Annotated in this window: 25 protein-coding genes; 12 read left to right on the top strand and 13 right to left on the bottom strand. The window is 68.2% G+C overall.

Annotated features, from left to right (window positions below; genetic code table 11):
• Positions 1-20: 20 nt before the first annotated feature.
• Entirely contained in the window at positions 21-524 is a 504-nt protein-coding gene (locus I1A62_RS16245) for a GNAT family N-acetyltransferase (protein ID WP_219459172.1), read from the bottom strand.
• Between the two features lie 194 nt (positions 525-718).
• Here I1A62_RS16245 and I1A62_RS16240 point away from each other — a divergent pair, with 194 nt between their 5' ends.
• From I1A62_RS16240 to I1A62_RS16230, 3 genes are read left to right on the top strand one after another with little or no spacing between them, the layout of a single operon-like run.
• Positions 719-1240, top strand: coding sequence for a MarR family winged helix-turn-helix transcriptional regulator (locus I1A62_RS16240; protein WP_219459171.1), 522 nt, complete (start codon positions 719-721; stop codon positions 1238-1240).
• Positions 1233-3032, top strand: coding sequence for a long-chain fatty acid--CoA ligase (locus tag I1A62_RS16235; protein WP_219459170.1), 1800 nt, complete (start codon positions 1233-1235; stop codon positions 3030-3032). Before I1A62_RS16240 ends, I1A62_RS16235 begins: the two co-directional genes overlap by 8 nt.
• A 17-nt stretch (positions 3033-3049) precedes the next feature.
• Positions 3050-3901: a patatin-like phospholipase family protein gene (locus tag I1A62_RS16230; protein WP_124389100.1), complete on the top strand. Its 852-nt coding sequence runs from the start codon at positions 3050-3052 to the stop codon at positions 3899-3901.
• A 3-nt stretch (positions 3902-3904) separates the two neighbouring features.
• On the opposite strand, the gene I1A62_RS16225 is transcribed toward I1A62_RS16230, so the two are convergent.
• Positions 3905-5152, bottom strand: coding sequence for a lipase family protein (locus I1A62_RS16225; protein WP_124389101.1), 1248 nt, complete (start codon positions 5150-5152; stop codon positions 3905-3907).
• Positions 5153-5272: 120 nt separating this feature from the next.
• Here I1A62_RS16225 and I1A62_RS16220 point away from each other — a divergent pair, with 120 nt between their 5' ends.
• The gene (locus I1A62_RS16220; protein ID WP_206010132.1) at positions 5273-5767 is read left to right on the top strand and encodes a GNAT family N-acetyltransferase; all 495 of its coding nucleotides are present in this window, start codon (positions 5273-5275) and stop codon (positions 5765-5767) included.
• Between the two features lie 4 nt (positions 5768-5771).
• On the opposite strand, the gene I1A62_RS16215 is transcribed toward I1A62_RS16220, so the two are convergent.
• From I1A62_RS16215 to I1A62_RS16205, 3 genes are read right to left on the bottom strand one after another with little or no spacing between them, the layout of a single operon-like run.
• On the bottom strand, positions 5772-6533 hold the full coding sequence (locus tag I1A62_RS16215) for an amino acid ABC transporter ATP-binding protein (protein WP_219459169.1): 762 nt from the start codon (positions 6531-6533) through the stop codon (positions 5772-5774).
• The gene (locus tag I1A62_RS16210) at positions 6530-7198 is read right to left on the bottom strand and encodes an amino acid ABC transporter permease (protein ID WP_072940214.1); all 669 of its coding nucleotides are present in this window, start codon (positions 7196-7198) and stop codon (positions 6530-6532) included. The genes I1A62_RS16215 and I1A62_RS16210 overlap by 4 nt, the downstream gene beginning before the upstream one ends.
• A 10-nt stretch (positions 7199-7208) precedes the next feature.
• On the bottom strand, positions 7209-7997 hold the full coding sequence (locus I1A62_RS16205; protein WP_124389104.1) for an amino acid ABC transporter substrate-binding protein: 789 nt from the start codon (positions 7995-7997) through the stop codon (positions 7209-7211).
• A gap of 98 nt (positions 7998-8095) precedes the next feature.
• Here I1A62_RS16205 and I1A62_RS16200 point away from each other — a divergent pair, with 98 nt between their 5' ends.
• On the top strand, positions 8096-9559 hold the full coding sequence (locus tag I1A62_RS16200; protein WP_219459168.1) for a SulP family inorganic anion transporter: 1464 nt from the start codon (positions 8096-8098) through the stop codon (positions 9557-9559).
• On the opposite strand, the gene I1A62_RS16195 is transcribed toward I1A62_RS16200, so the two are convergent.
• Positions 9556-10326: a deoxyribonuclease IV gene (locus I1A62_RS16195; RefSeq protein WP_219459167.1), complete on the bottom strand. Its 771-nt coding sequence runs from the start codon at positions 10324-10326 to the stop codon at positions 9556-9558. The genes I1A62_RS16200 and I1A62_RS16195 overlap by 4 nt on opposite strands.
• Before the next feature lie 199 nt (positions 10327-10525).
• Between I1A62_RS16195 and I1A62_RS16190 the strand changes: the two genes are divergently transcribed.
• Together I1A62_RS16190 and I1A62_RS16185 are read left to right on the top strand one after the other, a co-directional pair.
• Entirely contained in the window at positions 10526-10774 is a 249-nt protein-coding gene (locus I1A62_RS16190) for a helix-turn-helix transcriptional regulator (protein ID WP_087557111.1), read from the top strand.
• Positions 10774-12009 carry a type II toxin-antitoxin system HipA family toxin gene (locus tag I1A62_RS16185; protein ID WP_219459166.1) on the top strand — a complete coding sequence of 412 codons (1236 nt, stop codon included), beginning with the start codon at positions 10774-10776 and terminating at the stop codon, positions 12007-12009. The genes I1A62_RS16190 and I1A62_RS16185 overlap by 1 nt, the downstream gene beginning before the upstream one ends.
• A 6-nt stretch (positions 12010-12015) precedes the next feature.
• On the opposite strand, the gene I1A62_RS16180 is transcribed toward I1A62_RS16185, so the two are convergent.
• Entirely contained in the window at positions 12016-12624 is a 609-nt protein-coding gene (locus I1A62_RS16180) for a hypothetical protein (RefSeq protein ID WP_219459165.1), read from the bottom strand.
• Positions 12625-12720: 96 nt separating this feature from the next.
• Between I1A62_RS16180 and I1A62_RS16175 the strand changes: the two genes are divergently transcribed.
• Positions 12721-13896, top strand: coding sequence for a hypothetical protein (locus I1A62_RS16175; RefSeq protein WP_219459164.1), 1176 nt, complete (start codon positions 12721-12723; stop codon positions 13894-13896).
• Entirely contained in the window at positions 13893-14309 is a 417-nt protein-coding gene (locus tag I1A62_RS16170) for a PPOX class F420-dependent oxidoreductase (RefSeq protein WP_219459163.1), read from the top strand. The genes I1A62_RS16175 and I1A62_RS16170 overlap by 4 nt, the downstream gene beginning before the upstream one ends.
• Here the strand turns inward: I1A62_RS16170 and I1A62_RS16165 are convergent.
• Entirely contained in the window at positions 14304-15632 is a 1329-nt protein-coding gene (locus I1A62_RS16165) for an HNH endonuclease signature motif containing protein (protein WP_219459162.1), read from the bottom strand. The genes I1A62_RS16170 and I1A62_RS16165 overlap by 6 nt on opposite strands.
• A 126-nt stretch (positions 15633-15758) precedes the next feature.
• Here I1A62_RS16165 and I1A62_RS16160 point away from each other — a divergent pair, with 126 nt between their 5' ends.
• A complete protein-coding gene (locus I1A62_RS16160) occupies positions 15759-16370 on the top strand; it encodes a maleylpyruvate isomerase family mycothiol-dependent enzyme (RefSeq protein ID WP_219459161.1) in 612 nt (203 codons plus the stop codon).
• 6 nt (positions 16371-16376) lie between these two features.
• Here I1A62_RS16160 and I1A62_RS16155 read toward each other — a convergent pair whose 3' ends face one another.
• The 4 genes from I1A62_RS16155 to I1A62_RS16140 are packed head-to-tail and all read right to left on the bottom strand — an operon-like array spanning position 16377 to position 19282.
• Positions 16377-16796, bottom strand: coding sequence for a hypothetical protein (locus I1A62_RS16155; RefSeq protein ID WP_219461223.1), 420 nt, complete (start codon positions 16794-16796; stop codon positions 16377-16379).
• A 25-nt stretch (positions 16797-16821) separates the two neighbouring features.
• A complete protein-coding gene (locus I1A62_RS16150) occupies positions 16822-17634 on the bottom strand; it encodes an SDR family oxidoreductase (RefSeq protein WP_219459160.1) in 813 nt (270 codons plus the stop codon).
• Between the two features lie 45 nt (positions 17635-17679).
• Positions 17680-18471 (bottom strand): SDR family NAD(P)-dependent oxidoreductase, encoded by a 792-nt coding sequence (locus I1A62_RS16145; RefSeq protein ID WP_124390733.1) that lies wholly within the window; start codon positions 18469-18471, stop codon positions 17680-17682.
• Positions 18472-18505: 34 nt separating this feature from the next.
• Entirely contained in the window at positions 18506-19282 is a 777-nt protein-coding gene (locus tag I1A62_RS16140; RefSeq protein WP_219459159.1) for an SDR family oxidoreductase, read from the bottom strand.
• A 221-nt stretch (positions 19283-19503) separates the two neighbouring features.
• On the opposite strand from I1A62_RS16140, the gene I1A62_RS16135 reads away from it, so the two are divergent.
• Entirely contained in the window at positions 19504-20421 is a 918-nt protein-coding gene (locus I1A62_RS16135) for a tyrosine-protein phosphatase (RefSeq protein WP_219459158.1), read from the top strand.
• A gap of 2 nt (positions 20422-20423) precedes the next feature.
• Here I1A62_RS16135 and I1A62_RS16130 read toward each other — a convergent pair whose 3' ends face one another.
• Positions 20424-21371, bottom strand: a complete 948-nt coding sequence (locus I1A62_RS16130) for an aldo/keto reductase (protein WP_219459157.1) — start codon at positions 21369-21371, stop codon at positions 20424-20426.
• A 224-nt stretch (positions 21372-21595) separates the two neighbouring features.
• On the opposite strand from I1A62_RS16130, the gene I1A62_RS16125 reads away from it, so the two are divergent.
• Positions 21596-23098, top strand: a complete 1503-nt coding sequence (locus I1A62_RS16125) for an aldehyde dehydrogenase family protein (RefSeq protein WP_219459156.1) — start codon at positions 21596-21598, stop codon at positions 23096-23098.
• Positions 23099-23116: the final 18 nt, after the last annotated feature.

Below are 23116 nucleotides of genomic sequence, written 5' to 3'. Positions count from 1 at the left end.
AACTACCAGCGCATTCGACGTCACAGGTCGTAGAACGGCGCAGCGTACCGGAACGTGCCGGTGATGGACGGATCCCAGCATGCGAGCCGGCGTACCTGGAAGTGGGACGACCACGAGGGCTGGTCCGGCTCGATCCCGACCGACGTTCCCGAGACGAAGCCGAACCGCGGGTAGTAGTCGAGGTGACCGAGCATTGCGACGAGCGGTTCGTCCCTGGCGTCGGCCCCGCAGAGCACGGCGTGCATCAGCGCCGAACCCACCCCGTCGCGCTGGAGGTCGGGGAGGACGCCGATCGGGCCGAGCGCGAGTACGTCCGTGGCGCCGACGGTCGCGCGGGTCAGGCAGACGTGGCCGACGACGGCTCCGTCGATTTCGGCGACGAGGGACAGTTGCGGAATCCACGCGTCGCTCGACCGCAACAGGGTGACGAGGCCGACCTCGACGGGAGCGTCGCCGTCGAAGGCCTGCCGGTGCACCTCGGCCACCGCGTCGACGTCGCCTGCATCCTCGCGTCTGATCAGCATGCGCACACAGTGCATCGGCCGGGCCGCGGGCCGCAACGGATTTTCCGGCGCCGGCCCGTTGTCCGGCCGGTAGCGGTGCGCGAAAAGCGTTCTCCAATTGTGACCGTGTGACGTTTGCGGCCGAATGAATTTCCGGCGCATCGGTAGCAGTATGGGCAGAACGTGAGTCGAGCGAAGGACAACGGGAATCGGGGGTGCGGGTGGTCGACGCCAGGGTGGTCGGATACAGTTGCGGTGTGCAACACAACGAGGTCGAGCCGGAGGAAACGCCCGCGTCGGGCGTGGTGGCCGTCCATGACGAACTCGTCCGCCTCGTCCGTCAACTGGTCGCAGGTGACCGCCCTCCCGTCGGATCCCCGACGTTCGCTCAACATTCGCTGCTCTCCTTCGTCGCCCGCAATCCGGGTTGCCGGGCCACCCAGATCTCGGAAGCGTTCGGCGTGCACCGCTCCACCGTGTCGCGTCAACTCCGGGGCTGCATCGACGAGGGCTGGGTGCACGCCGAACCGGGACCGCTGCGCAGCGGTCACCCGTTGAGCCTCACCGACGGCGGCGTCGCGGTGCTGGCCGGCGCCGACGCCCGCCGGGTGGAGGAAGTCCGCGACCGGGTGGCCTCGTGGTCGGACGGCGAGATCGCCGCGTTCGCCCGGCACCTCCGGAGGTTCCGCCAGGGCGGCGACACCGACGACAGCATCGGAGACGGCAGCCGTGCGTGAGTACACCAGCGCCCCGACGTTCAGCGTGTCGGACCACGAGAACGCCGTGCTCCGGGTGTTCGCGCACGCCGAGAGCAACCCGGATCGGGTGATGTACACGCGTCCGGAGTCCGGCGGGTGGGTCGACGTGACGGCCAAGGACTTCGGTGCGCTCGTCACCGGGGTCGCGAAGGGTCTGATCGCCAACGGGGTCCGGCCCGGCGACCGGGTGGCACTGCTGTCGTCGACCAGATTCGAATGGTCGCTGCTCGACTACGCGATCTGGGCGGCGGGCGCGGCGTCCGTCCCCATCTACGACTCCTCCTCCCACGACCAGATCCGGTGGATCATCGAGGATTCGGGGGCCGTGGCCGCGCTCGTGGAGACCCCGGCCCACGCGTCGAGTTTCGAGGGTGACGGCATCCCCTACACGCTGAAGCGCATCCTCACCATCGACGAGGACGCGGTGGGCACGCTCATCAAGGACGGGTTGTCGATCGACGATTCCGAGGTGTTCAAGCGGGTGGTGGCGCTGACCGCCAACGATCTCGCCTCACTCGTGTACACGTCCGGCACCACGGGTCGTCCCAAGGGCTGCATCCTCACCCACCGGAACTTCCTGTCGGAGGTGCGGTCGCTGCTCGCGGCGCCGATCGGCGACGTCGCCCGGCCGGGCAACCGCGTGCTGACGTTCCTTCCGCTGGCGCACGTGCTGGCGCGGGCGGTGTCGCTGGCGATGTTCGAAGGCGGGGCGACGCAGGCGCACTGGTCCGACTTCGGCACGGTCACGGGTGAATTCGAACGTTTCCGGCCCAACACCATCCTCGGTGTTCCCCGCGTGTTCGAGAAGGTGCGGGACGGCGCGGCGCGCACGGCGGCGTCGGGTGGAGGGCTGCAGAAGCGGATCTTCGACTTCGCCGAGGCCACGGCGGTGGCGTACAGCGAGGCCCAGGACACCGGCGGTGCGCCACTGCGGCTCCGGCTCGAGCACGCGGTCGCCGACAAACTCGTCTACGCGAAACTCCGTGCCGCCCTGGGCGGCGACTGCTGGTGGGCGATCTCGGGTGGCGGGGCGCTCATGCCCAGGCTCGGTCATTTCTTCCGCGGCATCGGGGTTCCGGTCTACGAGGGCTACGGTCTCACCGAATCGACGGCCGCGCACTGCGTCAACGTCCCCGGCGCGCAGCGGATCGGGACGGTCGGTCAGCCGCTGGGCGGCAACAGCGTGCGCATCGCCGAGGACGGCGAGATCGAACTGCGCGGCGGCGTCGTGTTCGGCGGCTACTGGCGCAACGAACACGCCACCCGGGAAGTGCTGGACGACGGCTGGTTTCGCACCGGCGATCTCGGCGACCTGGACGAAAGCGGCTATCTCACCATCACCGGCCGGAAGAAGGATCTGCTGATCACCGCCGGCGGCAAGAACGTGTCGCCGGGTCCGCTCGAAGACCGGCTGCGCTCACACCCCCTCGTCTCACAGGCGGTGGTGGTCGGCGACGGCCGCCCGTTCATCGGTGCCCTGCTGACCGTGGATCCGCAGGAATTCCGCAAGTGGAAGTCCGCGCACGGCAAGTCGTCCGATGCCACGGTCGCGGACCTGCGCGACGACGAGGAACTGCGCGGAGACCTGCAGGACGCCGTGGACGACGCGAACACCACCGTCTCGCACGCGGAGTCGATCAAACGGTTCGTCGTGCTGGACCGCGACCTCACGGAGGCCGGCGGGGAGCTGACCGCCACCCTGAAGATCAAGCGTCGCGTGGTGACCGAGCGCTTCGCGGACGACATCGCGAGCCTGTACCGCCGGGGCTGACCGGTTACGGTGGCGGCATGACAACAGCTTTCGTTCTGTCGGGTGGGGCGAGCCTCGGGGCAATCGAGGTCGGAATGTTGCAGACCCTGATCGGCAGGGGTATTCGGCCGGACCTCATCGTCGGCACGTCCGTCGGTGCGCTCAACGGCGCCTGGCTCGCCGGAGGTTCCTCCGACGCGGACCTGCGCGAACTGGCCGACCTGTGGCGCGGTCTCACCCGCAGCGCCGTGTTTCCCGCCGGATTGCTCACCGGGTTCACCGGTTTCGTCGGGCTCCGCAACCATCTGGTCTCCAACCGCGCCATCAAGAAGTTGCTGGCGCAGCATCTCCGGTTCGAACGGATGGAGGATGCGCCGATCCCGTTGCACGTCATCGCCGTCGACGTGCTCACCGGCAAGGACGTCCGGCTGTCGACGGGGCCTGCCGTCGACGCCGTCACCGCCAGCGCGTCGCTGCCCGGCATCCTCCCGCCCGTGGTGATCGACGGCCGGGCGCTGATGGACGGCGGGGTCGTCAACAACACGCCCATCTCGCACGCGATCGAACTGGGGGCGACGACCGTGTGGGTACTTCCCACCGGATATGCCTGCACCCTGTCGAAGGTCCCCGGAAGTGCGCTGGGCATGGGGTTGCTCGGCGTGACGCTCGCGATCAATCAGCGGCTCGCCCTCGACATCGAGCGGTACGAGAGCGTCGCGGACATCCGGGTGGTGCCCCCGCTGTGCCCGCTGGACACGAGTCCCGCCGATTTCGGTGACGCCGACGAACTGATCACGCGGGCGCGGGAGCAGACCGCGACGTGGCTCGACGAGGCACGCGTCGCCGGGGTCGGGCAGGCCGATCTGCTGCTGCCGCACACGCACGGGTAGCCGTCAGCGGCACCCCGCGGGCGCGGGTACTCCGGACAGCCGGTCGTCGATCCAGTGCACCACCTCGGGCAGCGCGAACACGGCGGCGGTGAGGTGCTCGCCGAACTGCGGGGCGTAGGTGACGTCGGCACCGCCGCGGCACCACTCCTGCTGCAGGGTGATCACCCCGTCCTCCGGAATCCACTCGTCGCCGAGAAACACTCGCGACGACCCGTGATACAGCAGCACCGGCGCGGTCGGGGTCAGCGCGCCCATCCGGTTCTCGGCGACCACCGTTCGGGCCGTGGGAGTGCCGAACGGGTCGGGGACGGCCGCGAACAGTTCGGCGGGCAGCGAGGCGACCCCGGCCGGTGCGAGGGCCAGGATGCACTGGTCCTTCAGCGGCGACGTCGCCAGCGCCACACCGAGAGGATTCGCCAGCATCAGCATCTCCGGGTATTCGCGGGCGAGCCCGAGGACGGCGGACAGGTACACACCCGAACCGAGTTGGCCGTTCATCGTCCTGCGGAGCAACCCGAAATCGGCGGGGGTCCCGCCCGCGGCGGCGCCGGCGAGTGCGACGTCCGGCGCGTACGTCGGCTGCAGTTGCGCCGCCCAGCCGGTGGCGATGGCACCGCCGCTGTATCCCGTCGCGAGAACCGGGCTGTCCGAAAGCCCGAGGCCGGGAAGCTGCCGCATGCCCCGGATGCTGTCGAGCACGGCATGACCCGCCATCCGTCCCGCGCTGTACGCCATCCGCGGTCCCTGATGGTCGGGGACGAGTACCGCGTAGTTCTTCGCGAGGAACAGCGACAGCACCGGGGGGATGTCCAGGTCGAGGGTCTGCCAGTCGTGCACCATCTTGTAGGACGGGGTGCACCGGGCGCCCAGCGAGTCGATGGGCATGTTGTAGTCGACCACGGGTCTCGGACCCGGCGCGGTCCACTCCGCCGTCGGGACAAGCACCGTCGCGGTCACCGGCACGGGACGGTCCTTGGAATCGTTGGACCGCACCATGATCTGGTGGGCCCGGTGCGGGACGAGCGGGTTCGGCACCGCGCGGAGCGTCACTTCCCGGGAGCGGATGATCTCGCCGGCCGCGAACTCCGCGACGTTCGGCGGCCACACGAAGAAGTCGTCGTCCAGGATGGGGGACGGGAGAATGGATTCGGGCCCGAGCGGCTGGGCGGCCGCCCGCGGAGGGTGGGCGCACACATACGCGGCCGCACAGGTGGACAGTGTCATCAGGACCACCGCACGAAACAGGTTCATCGCTACCACCGCCCTGAGGTAACTGTCCCAGGATGTAACTGTAACTCCAGTCACATCGTCGCAGATAGACACGGCTGCAGCGGTGGTTTGTTTTCGAAGCGGGATGGTTACTGTGTGAGCATGGCGGTCACGGTGGAGCGGGCAGAACTCGAGCAGGCTGAAGACATCGTTCAGATGCACTGGGACGCTGAGGATTGGCTCCTGGCCAGGGAAATCGATCCGCCCGCCCGGGGTGAAGTGTCGCTCGCCGACGTGCGCGAGCAGATCGAATTCGGGGAATGGCGGGTCGCGCTGTTCGCGGGGATCGTGGTGGGGGCGCTCCGGGTACTGCGATCCGATCCGGACGTGTGGCTCGAGGACGACATCCCGGCCGCATACGTGGCCCGGGTCATGACCGACCGCAGGCACGCCAGCGCCGGACTGGGCGCCCAGTTGCTGCGGTGGGTCGACGAGCACGCCCGCTCCGAGGACGCGTCCGTCGTGAGGCTCGAATGCGTGGAAACCAACTCCCGGCTCCGCGACTACTACGAGGAGCAGGGATTCTTCCTGGTGGGTCGCCGGGACTTCGACGTGGAGTGGCCGAGCGTCGTGCTCATGGAGAAGGCGTTGCGCTGACGGTTCACAGTGGATCGAGAATCAGGTGCAGGAACTGTCGTAGTCGCGGGCTGGTCGGATTGACGAGTACGTCTTTCGGGGTGCCGCGTTCGAGCACGACACCGTTGTCGATGAAGAGCACCTGGTCGGCCACCTGCTGCGCGAACCGGATCTCGTGGGTCACGATCACCATCGTCCAGCCCTCGGTCGCGAGATCCCGGATCACCCGCAACACCTCGCCGACCAGTTCGGGGTCGAGCGCGGACGTGGGCTCGTCGAACAGCATCAGTTTCGGCTTCAGGGCGAGCGCCCGGGCGATACCGACCCGCTGCTGCTGACCGCCCGACAATTCGTACGGGTACTGGTCCGCCTTCTCCGCGAGGCCGACCTGTGTCAGCAACCGCATCGCGTCCGCGCGCGCCTCGGCCTTGGGCCGTTTCTGCACCACGATCGGGCCCTCGGTGACGTTCTGGATCGCCGTCTTGTGCGGAAACAGGTTGTGGGCCTGGAACACCATGCCGCTCTGCGCGCGGAACCTAGCCAGCGCCGACCGGCCCACCTCGGCGCCGAAATCCACCGACTCGTCGCCGATCGAGATCACCCCGCGGTCCGCCATATCCAGGGCGTTGAGGGTGCGCAACACCGTCGTCTTGCCGGAGCCCGACGGTCCGATGACGACGGTCACCGTGCCCGCCCCGACGTCGAAGCTGATGTCGCGCAGAACGTGATGGTCGCCGAACGACTTCTCGACGCCGGATACCTGAAGGAGGGGAGGGGTGTCGGTCATCGGGCCACATACCTGTCGAGTCGGGCTTCGAGCCGGACCTGGACGGCCGACAGGAAGATACAGATCACCCAGTAGTACAGCGCGGCGATGCCGTAGAGGGCGAAGAAGTCGAATGTCGGTGCGGCCGCGAGTTGGGCGACGCGCAGCAGTTCGGTCACCAGGATCGTCGACGCCAGCGACGTGTCCTTCACCAGTGAGATCAGCGTGTTGGACAGCGGCGGAACCGCCACCCGCGTGGCCTGCGGCAGCACGATCCGCTGCAGCGTGGTGGTGTAGCCCATGCCGATGGTCTGCGCGGCTTCCCACTGCCCCTTGGGGATCGACAGGATCGCCGCCCGGATCACCTCGGCCGCGTAGCCGCCGACGTTGAGGCTGAACGCGATCACCGCGGCCGGGAACGGTTCGAGCGTCACACCGAACTGCGGCAGCGCGTAGAACACGATGAACAACTGCACCAGCAGCGGGGTGCCGCGGATGATGGAGACGTAGAAGCGGGCCAGCATCGACAGCGGTCTGATCGACGAGATCCGGGCGAGCGCCACCAGCAACGCGATCACCAGACCGATGGTGAAGCTGATGATCGTCAGCGGAATCGTCATGGTGATCGTGGCCTTCAGCATCGGCCACAGGTTGTCCAGGATCAGCTGGACCGTTGCGTCGTCCACGGGCAGGCTCTCAGTTGGTCGGTGCCGACACGTCGGTGCCGAAGTACTTCTGCGAGATCTGTGCGAGCGTTCCGTCGGCGCGCAGTTCGTCCAGGGCCTTGTCGATGTCGGGTATCAGGCCGCTGTCCTTGCGGGCCGCGAACGCCTGCTCGCTCGTGTCCCCGGTCTCCGCGGCCACCTTCACCCCGGTGTCGTTCGTCTGCTTCTGGTATTCGGCGACGGCCAGATTGTCGTTGACGGTGGCGTCGACGCGCCCGTCCTTCAGCAGCGTGATGGCCTGCACGAAGCCCTCGACGGATTCGACGTTCGCGCCCGCGTCCCGGGCCACCTGCGCCCAGTTGCTCGTCGCGGACTGCGCCGTCGTCTTGCCGTTCAGGTCGGCGAGCGAGGTGATGGCGTTGTCGTCGGCGCGGGTGACGATCACACCCTCGGAGTAGGTGTAGGGCGTCGACAGGTCGTACTTCTGGGTGCGCTCGTCGTTGACGGTCACCTGGTTGGCGACGAGGTCGTAGCGTTTCGCCTCGAGCCCGGCGAAGATGGAGTCCCACGGGGTCTGCGTGAACTCGACAGACACGCCGAGTTTGTCGCCGACCGCGCGGATGACGTCGACGTCGTACCCGGTGAGCTGACCGTCGGGACCCTGGTAGCTGAACGGTGTGTACGTGCCCTCGGTGCCGACTTTCAGGACGCCCGATTCGCGTACCTGGTCGATCACCGGACCCGAATCGGAGCTTCCGCACCCGGCCAGCGACAGTGCGGTCAGGACGGCGATCAGGGCGGCCGGAAGTGTGCGTCGCACGGTGTTCCTCCTCTGTCGGCGGATCAGCTAACCGTACTGGTCGAACGCTTCCCGGATAGGATCTTCGGGTCCCCATCAGGAAGAAGGATTGTCTCGCCGTGTCCTCTCTCGCTCTCCGACGGCCGGTGTGGCTGCATCCGACAGTGTTTCGCATCGAGTCGTTGTCCGCGCTCGTCGTGGCGATGGCCCTCATCCCGGAGGCGTTGTCGTTCTCCATCATCGTGGGTGTCGATCCGCGGGTGGGCTTGTTCACTGCCGCGATCATGGCGATGACCATCGCGTTCACCGGCGGCCGTCCCGCGATGATCTCCGCGGCCACCGGTTCGGTGTCGCTGGTGCTGGCCCCGCTCATGGCGTCGCACGGATTGCAGTACCTCATTGCGGCGGTCTTCCTCGGCGGTGCGATGCAGATCGCCCTCGCCGTCCTCGGGGTGGCGCGGCTCATGCGGTTCCTGCCCCGCAGTGTGATGGTCGGCTTCTGCAACGCACTGGGAATCCTCATCTTCGTGCACCAGTTCCCGTATCTGACGAACGTGCCGTGGGCGGTGTACGCGCTCCTCGCCGCCGGTCTCGCGCTGCTCGTGTGGATTCCCCGGCTGACCACGGCGGTGCCCGCGCCGCTGCTCGTGATCGTCGGGCTCACCGCGTTCACCGTCCTCGCCGGTGTCGCCGTGCCCACCGTCGGGGATCAGGGCGAACTGCCCGACGGCCTGCCGACTCTCATCGGGCTGCCGGACGTACCGCTCACGGTCGACACCCTGCGCATCATCGCGCCGTTCGCGCTGGCGATGGCCGTCGTCGGACTCCTCGAATCGTTGATGAGCGCCAAACTCGTGGACTCGGTCACCGACACGCATTCGGACAAGACGCGTGAGTCGTGGGGGCAAGGGGTCGCGAACATCGTGACCGGACTCTTCGGCGGCATGGGCGGGTGCGCCCTGATCGGGCAGACCATCATCAACGTCAAGACCGGCAGGGCGCGAACCCGGTTGTCGACGTTCCTGTCGGGTGCGTTTCTGCTGATTCTCGTGGTCGGTCTCGGCGACGTGGTGGGGACGATTCCGATGGCGGCGCTCGTTGCCGTGATGGTGCTCGTGGCCGCCACGACCTTCGACTGGCACAGCGTCCGCACGCTCCGGCGTATGCCGCTGAGCGAGACGCTGGTGATGCTCTGCACCGTCGCGGGCACGCTCGCCACCGACAATCTCGCGATCGGTGTGGGTGTCGGTGTGCTCGTCGCGATGGTGCTGTTCGCGCGCCGGGTGGCGCACATGGTGGACGTGCGCGGCGAACTCGACGGCGACGTGAAGACGTACCGGGTGAGCGGTCAGCTCTTCTTCGCCTCGTCCAACGACCTCGTGTTCTCGTTCGACTACGCGGACGACCCCAGCCGCGTGGTCATCGATCTGTCGGGCGCCACCATCTGGGACGCCTCCACCGTGGCCGCGCTCGACGGCATCACCACGAAGTACGCGAGCCGCGGCACCGACGTCACCGTGGAGGGCCTGAATCCGGTCAGCGAAGAGCGGTACCGCAGGCTGACCGGCCGGCTGGGCGGCTAACCGACGGTCTCCCGCAGGTACGCGAGGTCGTCGGCCAGCCCCTCCTCCGGCGTCTCGAGGACGACGGGTGCGCCGGCGGTCCGCACGACCTCGGCGAGCAGTTCGGGGTCGATGGTTCCGTCGGCGAGGTTCGCGTGCCGGTCGCGGGCCGAGTCGAACTCGTCGCGGGAGTTGTTGAGGTGCACCAGGTCGATGCGTCCCGTGATGGCCTTGATGCGTTCGACGACCCCCACCAGATCCTCGCCGCCCGCCCAGGCGTGACAGGTGTCGAGGCAGAAGCCGGCGCCGAAATCGCCGACCTCCTGCCACAGCCGGTCGATGGCGTCGAAGTGCCGTGCCATCGCGAAGTCGCCGCCGGCCGTGTTCTCGATGAGGATGGGGACGGGGAATCCGCCCCTGTCGGCCTGGCGTTCGAACAGTTTGCGCCAGTTGATGATCCCCGCGTTCACGTCCTCGCCGTCGCGGACGTGCCCGCCGTGGACCACCAGCCCGAACGCGCCGATGTCGGCAGCGGCCTGCGCCTGCTGCGCGACGGCGTTGCGGGACGGCATCCGGAGCCGGTTGTTGAGGCTGGCCACGTTGATCACGTACGACGAGTGCACGACGACGTCGATGGAACTGTCGCGGATCTCGTCGGTCCGCGGATGTGCCGGGGGCTTCTCCCATTTCTGCGGGTCCGTGAGGAACATCTGAATGACGTCGGCGCCGAGCCGTTCGCCGTATCCGATCGGATCTTCGTCCTGGCGGACGTGTGCTCCTATGCGCATGTAACCAGGGTAGGGGGTGGGTGCCGCGACCATGCCTGTGCTTGCGATCGCAGGCGTAAGGAGGAATGCTCCCTCGTTTTCACCAACTTCGTGGTTTAAGCCTGCGTTCGCAGTCATAGGCATGGACTTCGGCGGAGAATCGGCGCACACTGGCGTTAAGCATCCGTCGACAAGCTTTGATTTGATCCAGGAGGCTGCCATGGCTACCCCACGCCGCCGCGAGCGAACCGACACCGGCGGGATCTCCGACGGATTCGTGGCACGGCGACACCAACTCGGGCTGACCCAGGCGGAGCTCGCCGACCTGGCCGGAGTGTCGAGGTCGAGTGTGCAGTCGATCGAATCGGGCCGGGGCACCGTCCAACTGGATCTCGTCGACGCCGTCGCGGACGCCATGGGATGCCGTCTGGCACTGCTCACCCGTTCGGGAGTCGAGGTGGAGGCCTGATGGTCGAGAACCTCAGCGGCGTCGACCGGGCCGACGTCTACAAGGGTGACCGCCGCGCAGGCAGTCTCGTGCGGGAGGGCGGGGACGTCGTCTTCCGCTACGACCCCGCGTACCTGCAGGACCCCGGCGCCCCGCAGGTCGCGTGGACGATCCCCACCTCGTCGACAGACGTGCGCGCCAGCGGGGGCAGCGTCCCGCCGTTCTTCGCGGGTCTCCTCCCCGAGGGGATCCGGCTGCGGGGCGCGGTCGCGGCCACCAAGACGTCCGAGGACGATCACCTCACGATCCTGATGGCGGTCGGAGCCGACACGATCGGCGACGTGCGCGTCCTGCCCGCCGGGGTGCCGCCGCCCGAGACCGCACCCGTGTTCGACCCCGACGCGATCGAGCGCCAGGACCTGCGGGCGCTGTTCGAGCACATGTCGGGGCACGAGGCCGTGAAGCTGGACCCCACGTCGCTGCCCGGGGTTCAGGCGAAGGTGTCGGCCCAGATGTACTCGACACCGATCGCGACCGAGAAGGGTCCCGCCATTCTCAAACTCTCACCCCCGCAGGGGTACCCGCAGTTGGTCGAGAACGAGCACTACTTCATGGGACTCGCCGCACAGTGCGGGTTGCCCGTCGCCGACCACCAGCTGGTGCACGACGGCAAAGGCAATGCCGGCCTGCTCGTCGCGCGTTTCGACCGGCGAGTCGATGCGTCCGGCCGTGTCGTCCGCACACCCCAGGAGGATGCGTGCCAGGTGATGGGGATGTTCCCCGCTGCCAAGTACCGGCTGAAAACCGAGAGTGTGATCACCGCACTCGCCGGGGTGTGTGAACGCGGCGGTGGTTCGGCGCGGGTCGCCACCCTGGAACTGCTTCGGCTGGTGGCCTATTCGTACGCGATCGGCAACGGCGACCTGCACGGCAAGAACTTCTCGGTGCAACTCGCCCAATCGGGGTTGTGGAGCGTCACACCCGCCTACGACCTGCTCTGCACCCAGCCGTACCTCGGGTGGCGCGACCCGATGGCCCTCGACTTCTACGGCAAAGCGAACAAACTCAACCGCAGGCACTTCGTCGAATGCGGGGGCCGGCTCGGTGTTCCCGAACGCGCCGTCACCAGAATGCTCGACGGCGTCCGCAAGGGCATCGGGCGTGGCATCGGGGAGATCGAGTCGATCGGCTTCACCGCGAAGGAGAACACGCTGCTGCGCACGCTGATGGAACGGCGCTCGGACGAACTGGGCTGAGCCGGCTCACCACACCCGGAACGCGCTGTCCGAGAGCGTGAATCCGTGACCGGCCTCGCTGCGGCACGTCACCCCGGCGGCCTCGTCGACGACGCACGTCAGGTCGTTCACCTGCAACGCCCGTCCATACGACAGCGCGGGGGCGGCCGATCCGTCGAGGGGGTAGAACCGAGGGTCGCCGGCACTGGCGAAATGGCCCGGGCGGCCCCCGGTGACCTCGATCGCGTTGGGCGTGACCGGGGTCCCGGACGCACCCGCACCCGGGACCTTCGGCGCCGACGCCGGCATCGGGCCGTGACAGCCGGCGGTCGGGAGGTCGCCGCCCGTCAGGATCGCGCAGTGGAACTTTGTGCTCGGCGTCGTGAAGTAGTAACTCCCCGCCGCGGTGCCGGCGAACGCCTGCGGGTCGGCCGGGGCCGGGGCGCTCGTCGTGGACCTCGGGGCGGTCGTGGTGGTGGTCTTCGGCGCGGTTGTCACAGCGGGTGTGGTCGCGGAGGTGGTCGCCGGCCCCGCGACGGCGCCGGTCTCGGGGGAGCCGTCGACGGAGCGGGCGCAACCGGCCACCACCACTGCTGCCGCCGCGAAGAGAAGGACGGCGCGCACCGTGTAGGTCATGGTGGAGAGCGTAAGACCGCGCCAGCCCCGAGCGGTCGCGGCGCGTCCGACGAAATTCTGGGACAGTGGGTGGTCAGTGAACTGCCAGGAGGTCCGATGTCGGAAAGCGCCCAGTACGAGGAGCGTCGTGCCCGCATCTCCTTCCAGGTCCGCGACTGGTGTGAACGGTCCACGATCGCGGGCACCCACGCCCCGCTGTCGGACGCCGCCGCCGTCCTGATCGCCGCCGGGCATCTCGATCCGCCCACCCGGCAGGTGCTCACCAACCGGCGTCGCGCGGGCCGCACCATTCCGTCGATCGGGGGCTTCGGAGCGCTGCGTCTGCTCACGGACGAGTACCACCAGGTCGCCCGGCGCATCGGCAGCCTGCGTCCCGGTCCGGCGCAGCTGCTGTTCAAGTACCGTGCCACCGAGCTCGGCCGCAAACTGCAGTCGTATCGGTCCGCGGTGGTGATGTCGCCTGCGCACTACGGCAACGGTGTCCGGGCCATGCGGCGGGATCGGCGCGAGGGTGTCCACCTGGATCTCGAACAACGTGAGGCTCTGTTCCGGGCGCTGCAGCGCACACCGGCGCCGACTGCGGGCACCGTTCTCGAACGTGCAGGCAACTATGCCCGCGGCACCGCAGCGGAACGCATCGGCCAGGCCGCCGGGAACACCCCGATGGCCGCGGTCGGAAAACGCGTCGCCGACGCCATCGGCAAGGGCGCCGATCTCGACAACGACAGATTCACCGACTCATACGACACCCTCCTCTACCTCGCGGGGATGCTCTTCGACAGGATCGACGGTTCCGAGGTGTGGCACTCGGAACATTTCGCAATCCAGCGTTACCAACTCGACCTTGCCGAGGAACTGACGCAGATCGCCGTCGACACCGTCGCACTGCGCGGAATCGGAATCGAACTCGACGAAGCGCTGCGCGCCACCCACTCCGACGGCGCCCGTAGGCAGATCGAGGCCCGGCAGAACGCACTGAAACCGGTGTGGGATCAACTGGTCGACCGCGTCGCCGCACTCGCGCGTATCGGCGACCTGCTGTCCCGGGCCGAGGTGCAACTGCGGTCCGTGCTGGCAGTCAACCGGGCGATGAGCCTCGACAGCCGCATCGACGAACTCATCGCACGCTCCGGCGACCGCGAACTGTCGGCGGAGAACACCCACAACGTCGGCGACCAGTTCGGCGGCGTGGAGGAGTTGATGCTCACGTACCAGTCGGCCCTGCACGGAGACATCGCCGAACTCACTTCCTGGTCCGGGGGACGGGCATGACCGAATTCGAGAGGTTGGGGGACGAATCATTCGTCTCCCTGACCACTTTCCGCAGGTCCGGGGAACCCGTTTCGACGCCGGTCTGGATTGCGCGCGACGGCGACGCTCTCATCGTCACCACTCCGGAGGAAAGCGGAAAGGTGAAGCGGCTACGCAACAACGAGAGCGTCGAACTTCGCCCGTGTTCTCGGCGCGGCAAGGTGGACGCGAGGGTCGACCCGGTTGCCGCCGTGGCCGAGATCGTCACCGACGAGTCCGCCAGCCGAAGGATGGCCGACACGATCCGAGACGAGTACGGCTTCGAGTACCGGATCGTGATGTTCATCGAACGGGTCCTCGCGCGTCGGCAGAAGCCGCGGGTCCTGCTGCGGATCACCCCGGCAAACGAGCGGGTCACCCCCACCACCTCATGACGCTCGGAGGTGCGCGATGAGGATCGCCTCGATCTCCGACCGTCGTGCCGCGGACGGGAGCCGCGGGGCCGCGGACCGGTAGCGATGCCCCGTCGGGGTGCCGAGGTCGAAAAGGTGAGTACGGCCAGGTCTGCGCACCGGGCGGGCGGTCCACCCGTCGCCTTCCTTCGCGTAGTTGCAGGCCGCGCACAAACCCGCCCCGTTCTGGGCCGTGGTGGCACCCTTGTTGCGGCGGGACAGGATGTGATCGTGATGGCGGATCGGCGCATCACACCACGGCGTCCGGCACGTCCGGTCCCGCAGATCGATCAACTTCCGCAAGCCTTTCGGGAACGTCCGCGACTGCGACTCCATCGCCGTCAACGCCCCCGACAACGGACACGAGTACACGTTTCGTAAGGTCACCGCGGTATCACCATCCAGGGCAGCCGCCACCAGCTGCCGGGCGATCCCCGCCGGCACCGGACCGAACCCCGCCACATCCGCCGCCTCGTTCTCACCCGCCAGCAACGCCTCGTCGGAGATCACCAAGTTCACCGCCACCGGAACCCCATCGGCCACCGAGGCCCCGGTGCCGCGGTCGAACAACAAATCCGCCATCAACTGATTCCGGGTGCGGCCGCCGCTGTCCCCGGTGGCGATGAGACTGTCCGCGTCCCGACCCAACGTCGCCTGCAGGCACACCGCCTGTTCCATCGGCAGCAGGACACTGAGGTACGCCATCGAATCCGGCGCCGGCCGCGTCGTCACCCGCCGCTCCGACACCGCCTTGCGGTACCGGGCCACCACCGCGGCGGCGTCGAGTTCCACCGCGAGGGCCTTCGCCTTCGCGACCAGGCCGCGGTCACCGACGCCGTCGAGAACGTCCGGGTCCGAACACAACCGGCGATCCACCACCGCACGATCCGCCGCCGACAGGCATGCCGTTTCCCGCACAAGCAGGGTGGCGCGCCATTCGTTCAACCGACCCGACCGCAGCAACGCCAACGTGTGCGGCATCTCGTGCACCACCGCCTGAGCGAACCCCAGATGCCGGCCACCGCGATTCGGGGACTCCCTGCGCGCCAACGCGATCTGCGAGGCGATACCACGGCCCCACTCCGCCCGCGGCAACCCCCGCGCCTTGCGGTCCTCCCGCATGCAGGTGGCGACATCATCGGTGACGACCGCCTGCACCGCGCACCCCACCGACTTCAAGGACTCCACCGCGTCGAGCCACTCGATCCCCAACCCGGCATCACCACACGGCCCGACGCACCGCAACCGCGTCGTGAACGCCCGCAGCTCGTCCAGGTCCGGTGCCACGACTTCTACTTCCCCCATGACCAACCTCCCCCAAGGTCATTCGAATATATGTTCGACTCTACCAATCATGTTCGACTGGCGCAATACTCGGCGGTTTCGGTCTACGGTGATCGTGGGGAACACATCTGATGGGAGCTGACTGCGATGACCGATGATGCCGTCCTGCAGCGTGCGGTTGCGAACGAGTTCTCGGACCTGGCCGATCTCCTCGACGGGATCTCGGATGCGGAATGGGACACGCCTTCGCTGTGTGAGGGCTGGCGGATTCGTGAGGTGGTCGCACATGTCACGATGGCGGCGCGCTATTCCGAGGAGCGGTTCATGACGCGTCTGCGCGAGTGCGAGTTCGATTTCACCCGGCTGTCCAACGAGATCGCCCGTAGTGATGGCGAATTGGCAACGTCGGATCTCGTTGCCGACCTGCGCTCGGACACCATGCGCGGGTGGACTCCGCCGGGCGGCGGCTATCACGGCGCGCTCAACCATGTGGTGATCCACGGCCTCGACGTCACGGTGCCGCTGGGGGTGCCGCGTCGCGTACCCGAGGCGACGATCCGCATCGTCCTCAACGACCTCACGGCGGGCGGTGGGCACTCGAATTTCGGTGTAAACATCGAGGGTCGCCGACTGCGGGCCACGGACCTCGGCTGGTCGTACGGGTCGGGTGCCGAATTGCGCGGAGCGGGAGAGGATCTCGCTCTCACGATCTGTGGCCGGACGCTTCCGGCCGGACGGATCGCGGGCGACCCGTTGTAATCGGTCTCAGCTACCCGGAATGAAACCGGGGTAGACGAAGTGCCCGGGACCTCCGCCGGGGAGCGAGGCGCCGAGCGACCCTGGGAAGTCCAGGGACAGTTTCACGAGCTTGTGGGGTTGCCCGTTCTGGTCGGCCTGCCAGCAATCGAGCAGCACGCCGTGGAATCCGGTGCAGACGATGCGGTTGGCGGTCCCGAACGGCGAGGTGAGTCGGTTGGCGCTGACGAACGGATTCCAGTAGTCGAGATCGGTCGGGGTGAGGAAATTCTGGTTGTCGAACGGCGCGAGCGGACTTGGCTCGGTGGGTATCGGCGGCCATTCGTCGGCGGCGGCCACGCCGGCGCTTCCGAGAACGGCGGCGGCAGCGACAGCCACGGTCGCGGTGATCTGGGCGAGTCGGCGCGCAGCGGTAGTCGTTTCCACCAGCCCACAGTAAACCGGCGGGCGGCGCCTACGTCCGCAAACCGGGATGACGGCTGGCCAGGACGGGGACGAGGAACTTGTTCGGCGCGAGGCGCGCGAAGACGGACGCCGCCCGGTTCGCGAAACCGGGGATGGCGATCATGTGGCCCTTGTCGAGGCCGTCGATACCGGTCCTGGCCACGGATTCGGGGCTCTCCCACATGAAGCTGGGCAGCGCGGCCTCGGCGTCCTCCTTCGCGAAGCCGGCGGTTTCACCGAAACCGGTGTCGACGGGCCCGGGGCAGAGGGCGGTCGCGGTGACGCCGGTGCCTTTCAGTTCGCCGGTCAGACTTTCGGTGTAGGAGAGGACGAATGCCTTGCAGGCGCCGTACCCGGCCTGCCCGGGCAGCGGTTGGAATGCCCCGGTGGACGCGACGTTGAGGATCGCACCCCGGCGCCGCTGCACCATGCCCGGCAAGGCGCGGCTGCACAGGTCGGCGACGGCCGTCACGTCGACCTCGATCATGTTCATCTCGGCGTCCGGATCGGACGCGGCCACCGGGCCGAGCGTGGACAGGCCGGCGTTGTTCACGAGGATGTCCAGGGTCAGTCCGAGTTCGCCGACCCGGTCGAGCAGGGTCGCCCGGGCCGAGCGGTCGGAGAGATCGGCGCCCAGCACGTGCGCCCGGCCGCCCGCGGCCCGCAGTTCGGTGGCCAGTTCCTCCAACTTCTCGGCCCGGCGGGCGACGAGCACCACCTGGTGGCCGCGGCGGCTGAGTTCACGGCTGAGGGCCCTGCCGATCCCGGACGACGCTCCGGTGACGAGCGCGGTGCGATCGGCGGCAGGAGTGGGGAGACTCATGCGTCCAACCTACGTGCCGCCGTCGCCGGCGCAAGGGTTCTCCGTTCAGGCGTGGGTGCCGCCGTCGATGCGGATCTCGGTTCCGGTGACGAACGCGCCGTCGTCGGAGGCGAGCATGGCGACGACTCCGGCGACCTGCTCGGGTCCGCCCATGGCCGCGCCACCCGATTCCAGGGTGGTGGGGAGGATCGGTGACAGCTTGGAGAACAGGCCCCAATCGGCGTCGGACGGAACGTATCCGGACGTGGCGTCGGTGATTCCGGTCTTGATGCTGCCGGGGGCGACACCGACGGCACGCAGACCCTGCTTGCCGTATTCGAGTGCCAGCGCGTGGGTGAACGACTGGATGCCGCCCTTGCTCGCGGCGTACGCGGCCATGTAGGGGTGCGCGAAGGCGGCGGAGGTCGAACTGAAGTTCACGACCACGCTGCGCTCGTTGCGCAGCAGCGCGGGCAGGCATTCGCGAACCATGAGGAAGGTGCCGGTGAGGTTGATCCCGATCACCTGATTCCACAGGTCCACGGGCGTCTCGTGGGTGTGTGAGGCGCGGAGGATGCCCGCGGCATTCACGAGCACGTCCAGTCCGCCCAGGTTCTCGACGCTGCTGCTCACGCCGTCGACGACGGACGCCTCGTCGCCGATGTCGATGGAGGCCACGCTGAGGCGCCCCGCCGTGCCTGCCGCTTCGGCGAGTTCCGCCGTCCGCGCGAGGCCGTCCTCGGAGACGTCGGCAGCCACGACGGTGCCGCCTTCCTCGAGCAGGCGGAGGGCGGTGGCCTGGCCGATACCCGACGCGGCGCCGGTCACCAGGATTCGCCGGTTGTCGAATCGATTCATCGTCTGTGCTCCTCGTGTCGTTCCGAATTCGATGTCATTGGCCCATGACGTATTTCACGGTCGGTCCGGCGGTCCAGCCGCCGTCGACGGCCAGTTCCGCTCCGGTGACGTACGTGGAGGCGTCGGACAGCAGGAATCCGACGGCGCCCGCGATCTCCTCGGGTACCCCGACCCTTGCCATGGGGGTGTTCGGGTAGTTGCCCTCGCCCTGCTGGATTCCGAGACCCGCGGTCATCGGGGTGTACGTCATGCCGGGGTGGACGGAGTTGACGCGGATCCGGTCGGTGCCCAGTTCCACGGCGGCGATCTTCGTGAGCCCGCGCACGCCCCACTTGGACGCGCCGTAGCCGGCGGTCAAGGCGAGTCCCATCAGCCCGGCGGCCGAGGAGATGTTGACGATCGATCCGCCGCCGGCGGCGCGCATCGGACCGATGACGGCCTGCAGGCCGTTGAACACGCCGGTCAGGTTGATGTCGAGGACGGTCCGGAAGTGTTCGAGCGGTTCGTGCTCGATGTACTGGCCGGTGGAGATGCCCGCATTGTTGACGAGGCCGTCGACGCGTCCGAAGTCGTTCGTCGCCACGTCGACGGCGACCTGCCACTGCTGCGGGTCGGTGACGTCGAGGTGGCAGTACCGCGCCCGGTCACCCAGTTGCTCGACCGTCGCGCGGCCGTCGTCGTCGAGAACATCACCGACGACGACGCTGCCGCCCTCGTCGACGATGCGCTGGGCGAAGGCTGCGCCCAGCCCCCGCGCCGCCCCGGTCACGATCACCACCTTCCCCGCCAGTTGCTGTGCGGTCTCGGTCATCTCAGCTCACATCCTCGTCGTCGAAAAGTCACGTTCGTCGGGCGTCTCCGCTGCCGACGGCCCGAGTCTGCTGTGGGCGGCCTCCGCGGGAAACGGGTTCTCCCGGTGATCGGAACAACTCGTAGCCACGGGAAACGCCGGACCACTGTGATGTGGATTACCCGCTGATGTTCCGGACATGCCGGATGAGCGGATCTCCTCAGACCATCGAAAGGGTTCCCATGTCTCGACGTGTCACTTCCACCGCCGCGGTGCTGATCACCGGCAGCGTGTTGTTCTCGGGTCTCGGCGCGCCGGCGCTCGCGTCGGCGGACCCGTTCTCGCTGCCCGGAATCAGCCTCCCGGACTTCGGCTCGTCCGATTTCGGGAGCGCGGGCCCGGTCGTCGAGACGCCGCGACTGGCGTCGGTCGACAACTTCCGCGACGTCGGAGGAACGGGCCGGGGGTACGCGACCGCCCGCGGGGGACACGTCACACGGGGGCTGTTCTACCGTTCGAACGCGCTGGTTCCGAACGACCAGGATCTCGCCGTCCTCACCGGGCTCGGGCTGACCGCGGTGTACGACGTGCGGACCGTCGAAGAGGTGGCGGCGAAGCCCGACCGGCTCCCGGCCGGACCGCGGTATCAGGGCATCCCGATCCTGTCGGGTGACCTGGGTGCCGCTGTCGCGCAGTTGAAGTCGCCCGCCGACGCCGTCGCGTTCATGCAGCAGATGAACCGCAGCTTCGTCGACGACGCGGCGACCCGGGCCGGGTTCGCGCAACTCCTGACGTCATTGGCCGACACCGACGGACCGCAGGTCTTCCACTGCACGGCGGGCAAGGACCGCACCGGCTGGGCGTCCGCGCTGTTGCTGTCCATCGCCGGGGTTTCGCAGGACACCATCTTCGACGACTATCTGCTCACCAACGAATACACCGCCGCGTCGATGAAGGTCACGTACGACCAGATCGCCGCCAGCCGCGGCGAGGCGGTGGCGAAGATCTACCAGCCGCTGCTGGGCGTGGACCGCAGCTATCTGGAGGCGGGGCTCGGCCGGCTCGCCGAGCAGTACGGCACGGTCGACCGTTACCTCACCGACGGGCTGGGTCTGAGTTCGGCGACGGTCGACCGGCTGCGGAGCAAGCTGCTGGGCTGAGGTCAGGCCCCGATCGCGTCCGAGAGGGTCGTGAGCCGGCTGATCTCGGACGCGGTCAGCGTCACGGTCGGGGCGTCGAGCAGGGCGGGAAGCTGTTCGAGGCGGCTCGCGCTCGCGATCGGTGCGGTAACACCGGGCCGGGTCAGGAGCCACGCGAGGGCGATGGTGGAGATCTCCGCGGAGTGCGCGTCGGCGATCTCGGCCAGGGCGTCGACGACGGCGAGACCGGACTCGGAGAAGTAGCGGGCCGCCATCCGCTGGCGGGCCCGGCCTTCGAGGTCGGCCTGGGTGCGGTACTTGCCCGCGAGGAAACCCGCCGCGAGCGAGTAGTACGGGAAGACGCCCAGGTCGTTCTCGGTCGCGAGCGCGGCCACCTCGGGCTCGTAGTCGTGGCGGTGCACCAGGTTGTAGTGCGGCTGCAGCGCGATCGGCGCGGCGAAACCGTGCTCGGCAGTCAGCGACAGGAACTCGCGGATGCGCTCGGGTGAGTAGTTGGAGATGGCGACATGCCGGACGAGTCCGTCGCGGACCAGTTTGTCGAATGCGCCGAGCGTGTCCACGAGGGGAGTGTCGGCGTCGTCGAAGTGTGCGTAGTACACGTCGATGTAGTCGGTTTGCAGCCGCTTCAGGGACGCCTCCGCCGCTGCCCGGACGTTGGCGGGCGCCAGTCCCTTGAACTCCGGGTGCTGGCTGACCTTGGTGGCGATCACGATGTGGTCCCGGTTGTGGCGGGTCGCCATCCAGTTGCCGAGGACGGTCTCGGACTCGCCGCCGGAGTTGCCGTCGGCGAACGCCGAGTACGAGTCCGCCGTGTCGACGAAGTTGCCGCCGCCCGCGGCGAACGCGTCGAGGATGTCGAACGACGTCGGTTCGTCACTGGTCCAACCGAAGGTGTTGCCACCGAGGGCCAGGGGAAAGATGTCCAGATCCGAGTTGCCGATCGCGACCACGGGTGCTCCGTTTCTAGGTGTGTCCTGTCCGGGAATGTGCGAAGAGTTCGCCTGACGACGCTATCGCAGCCGCTAGGCGCACGCGCGTCCGGCTACCGGACACACCCTTCCCGGTCCGATTCCCAGGCGAATCGGACATGTGTCGCGCTAACCCCGCCCACCGCGACTCCGACGGCATACCGTGGAGGGGGTGCGTTCGTTCCGGCGAGACACGGAGTTGAGTGATGCGGGACCAGTCGATCGATGACGTTCTGAACACGGGCCTGTTCGTCGACGGGCGGTGGATCCGCTCCAGCTCCGGCGAGACCCGGGACTGCATCAATCCGGCCGACGGGTCGGTGGTCGCCACCGTCGACGAGGCCTCCCCGGACGACGCCGCCCGCGCTGTCGCCGCCGCCCGCGCCGCGTTCGACGAGGGCACCTGGCCGCACACGCCCGTCGCCGAGCGCACCGCGATCGTCGCGCGGATCGCCGATCTCCTCGAACGCGACAAGGAGACGCTGGCGCGCATCGAGACGCTCGACACCGGAAAGACTCTGGAGGAGAGCAGGATCGACATCGACGACGTGGTGTCGGTGTTCCGGTACTACGCGCAACTCGCCGCGGTCGAGGCGGACCGTCTGGTGGATGTCGGCCGTCCCGACGTGATCAGCCGGGTGGTGCGCGAGCCGATCGGTGTGTGCGTGCTCATCGCACCGTGGAACTACCCGCTGCTGCAGATCTCGTGGAAGGTGGCGCCCGCACTGGCGGCCGGGTGCACGATGGTCCTCAAACCGAGCGAGGTGACCCCGCTCAGCACCATCGCGTTCACCGCGCTGATTGCCGAAGCCGGTGTTCCGGCCGGGGTGGTGAACCTCGTGCAGGGCAGCGGCGCCGTCCTGGGCGCCGCCCTCACGGGAACCCCCGACGTCGACTTCGTCTCTTTCACCGGCGGGCTGGCCACCGGACGCGTCATCCTCGAGACCGCGGCGAAGAACGTCACCAAGGTGGCGGTGGAACTCGGTGGCAAGAATCCGCACATCGTTTTCGCCGACGCGGACGGCGACGACTCCGTCGACCAGGTGCTCACGGGAGTGTTCCTGCACTCCGGTCAGGTGTGCTCGGCGGGAACCCGCCTGATCATCGAGGAATCCATCGCCGACCGGTTCGTCGCCGCGCTCGCCGCCCGGGCGGAGAAGATCCGGATGGGCAACGGTCTCGATCCGGCGAGCCGAACGGGCCCGCTGGTATCCGAGGCCCACCGGGAGAAGGTCGAAAAGTACGTGGAACTCGGACGCTCCGAGGGCGCCCGACTGGTGACCGGGGGAGCCCGGCCGTCGGATCCCGCGTTGGCGAACGGGAGTTTCTACCTGCCCACCATCTTCGACCACTGCGACCGCACCATGCGCCTCGTGCAGGAGGAGACGTTCGGGCCGATCCTCACCGTCGAGCGTTTCACCACGGAAGAGGAAGCGCTGCGACTGGGCAACGACACCGAGTACGGCCTCGCCGCCGGTGTCCGGACCGCCGACAGCGCCCGGGGCGAGCGCATGGTGCGGGGTCTGCGCCACGGAACGGTGTGGCTCAACGACTTCGGTTACTACACCGCGGCCGCCGAGTGGGGCGGATTCAAGATGTCGGGGAACGGGCGCGAACTCGGCCCCGCCGGTCTGGCGGAATACCAGGAGACCAAGCACATCTGGCACAACACCTCGCCCACGGCGGCGGGGTGGTTCGACAACGGCTAGTCCGGCGCACGGAGAGGC

Source organism: Rhodococcus sp. USK10, assembly GCF_019378875.1.
Lineage (GTDB): Bacteria > Actinomycetota > Actinomycetes > Mycobacteriales > Mycobacteriaceae > Rhodococcus_F > Rhodococcus_F pseudokoreensis.
Note: the sequence above shows the minus strand (reverse complement) of the source record. Positions and strands in the feature narration are given on the sequence as shown.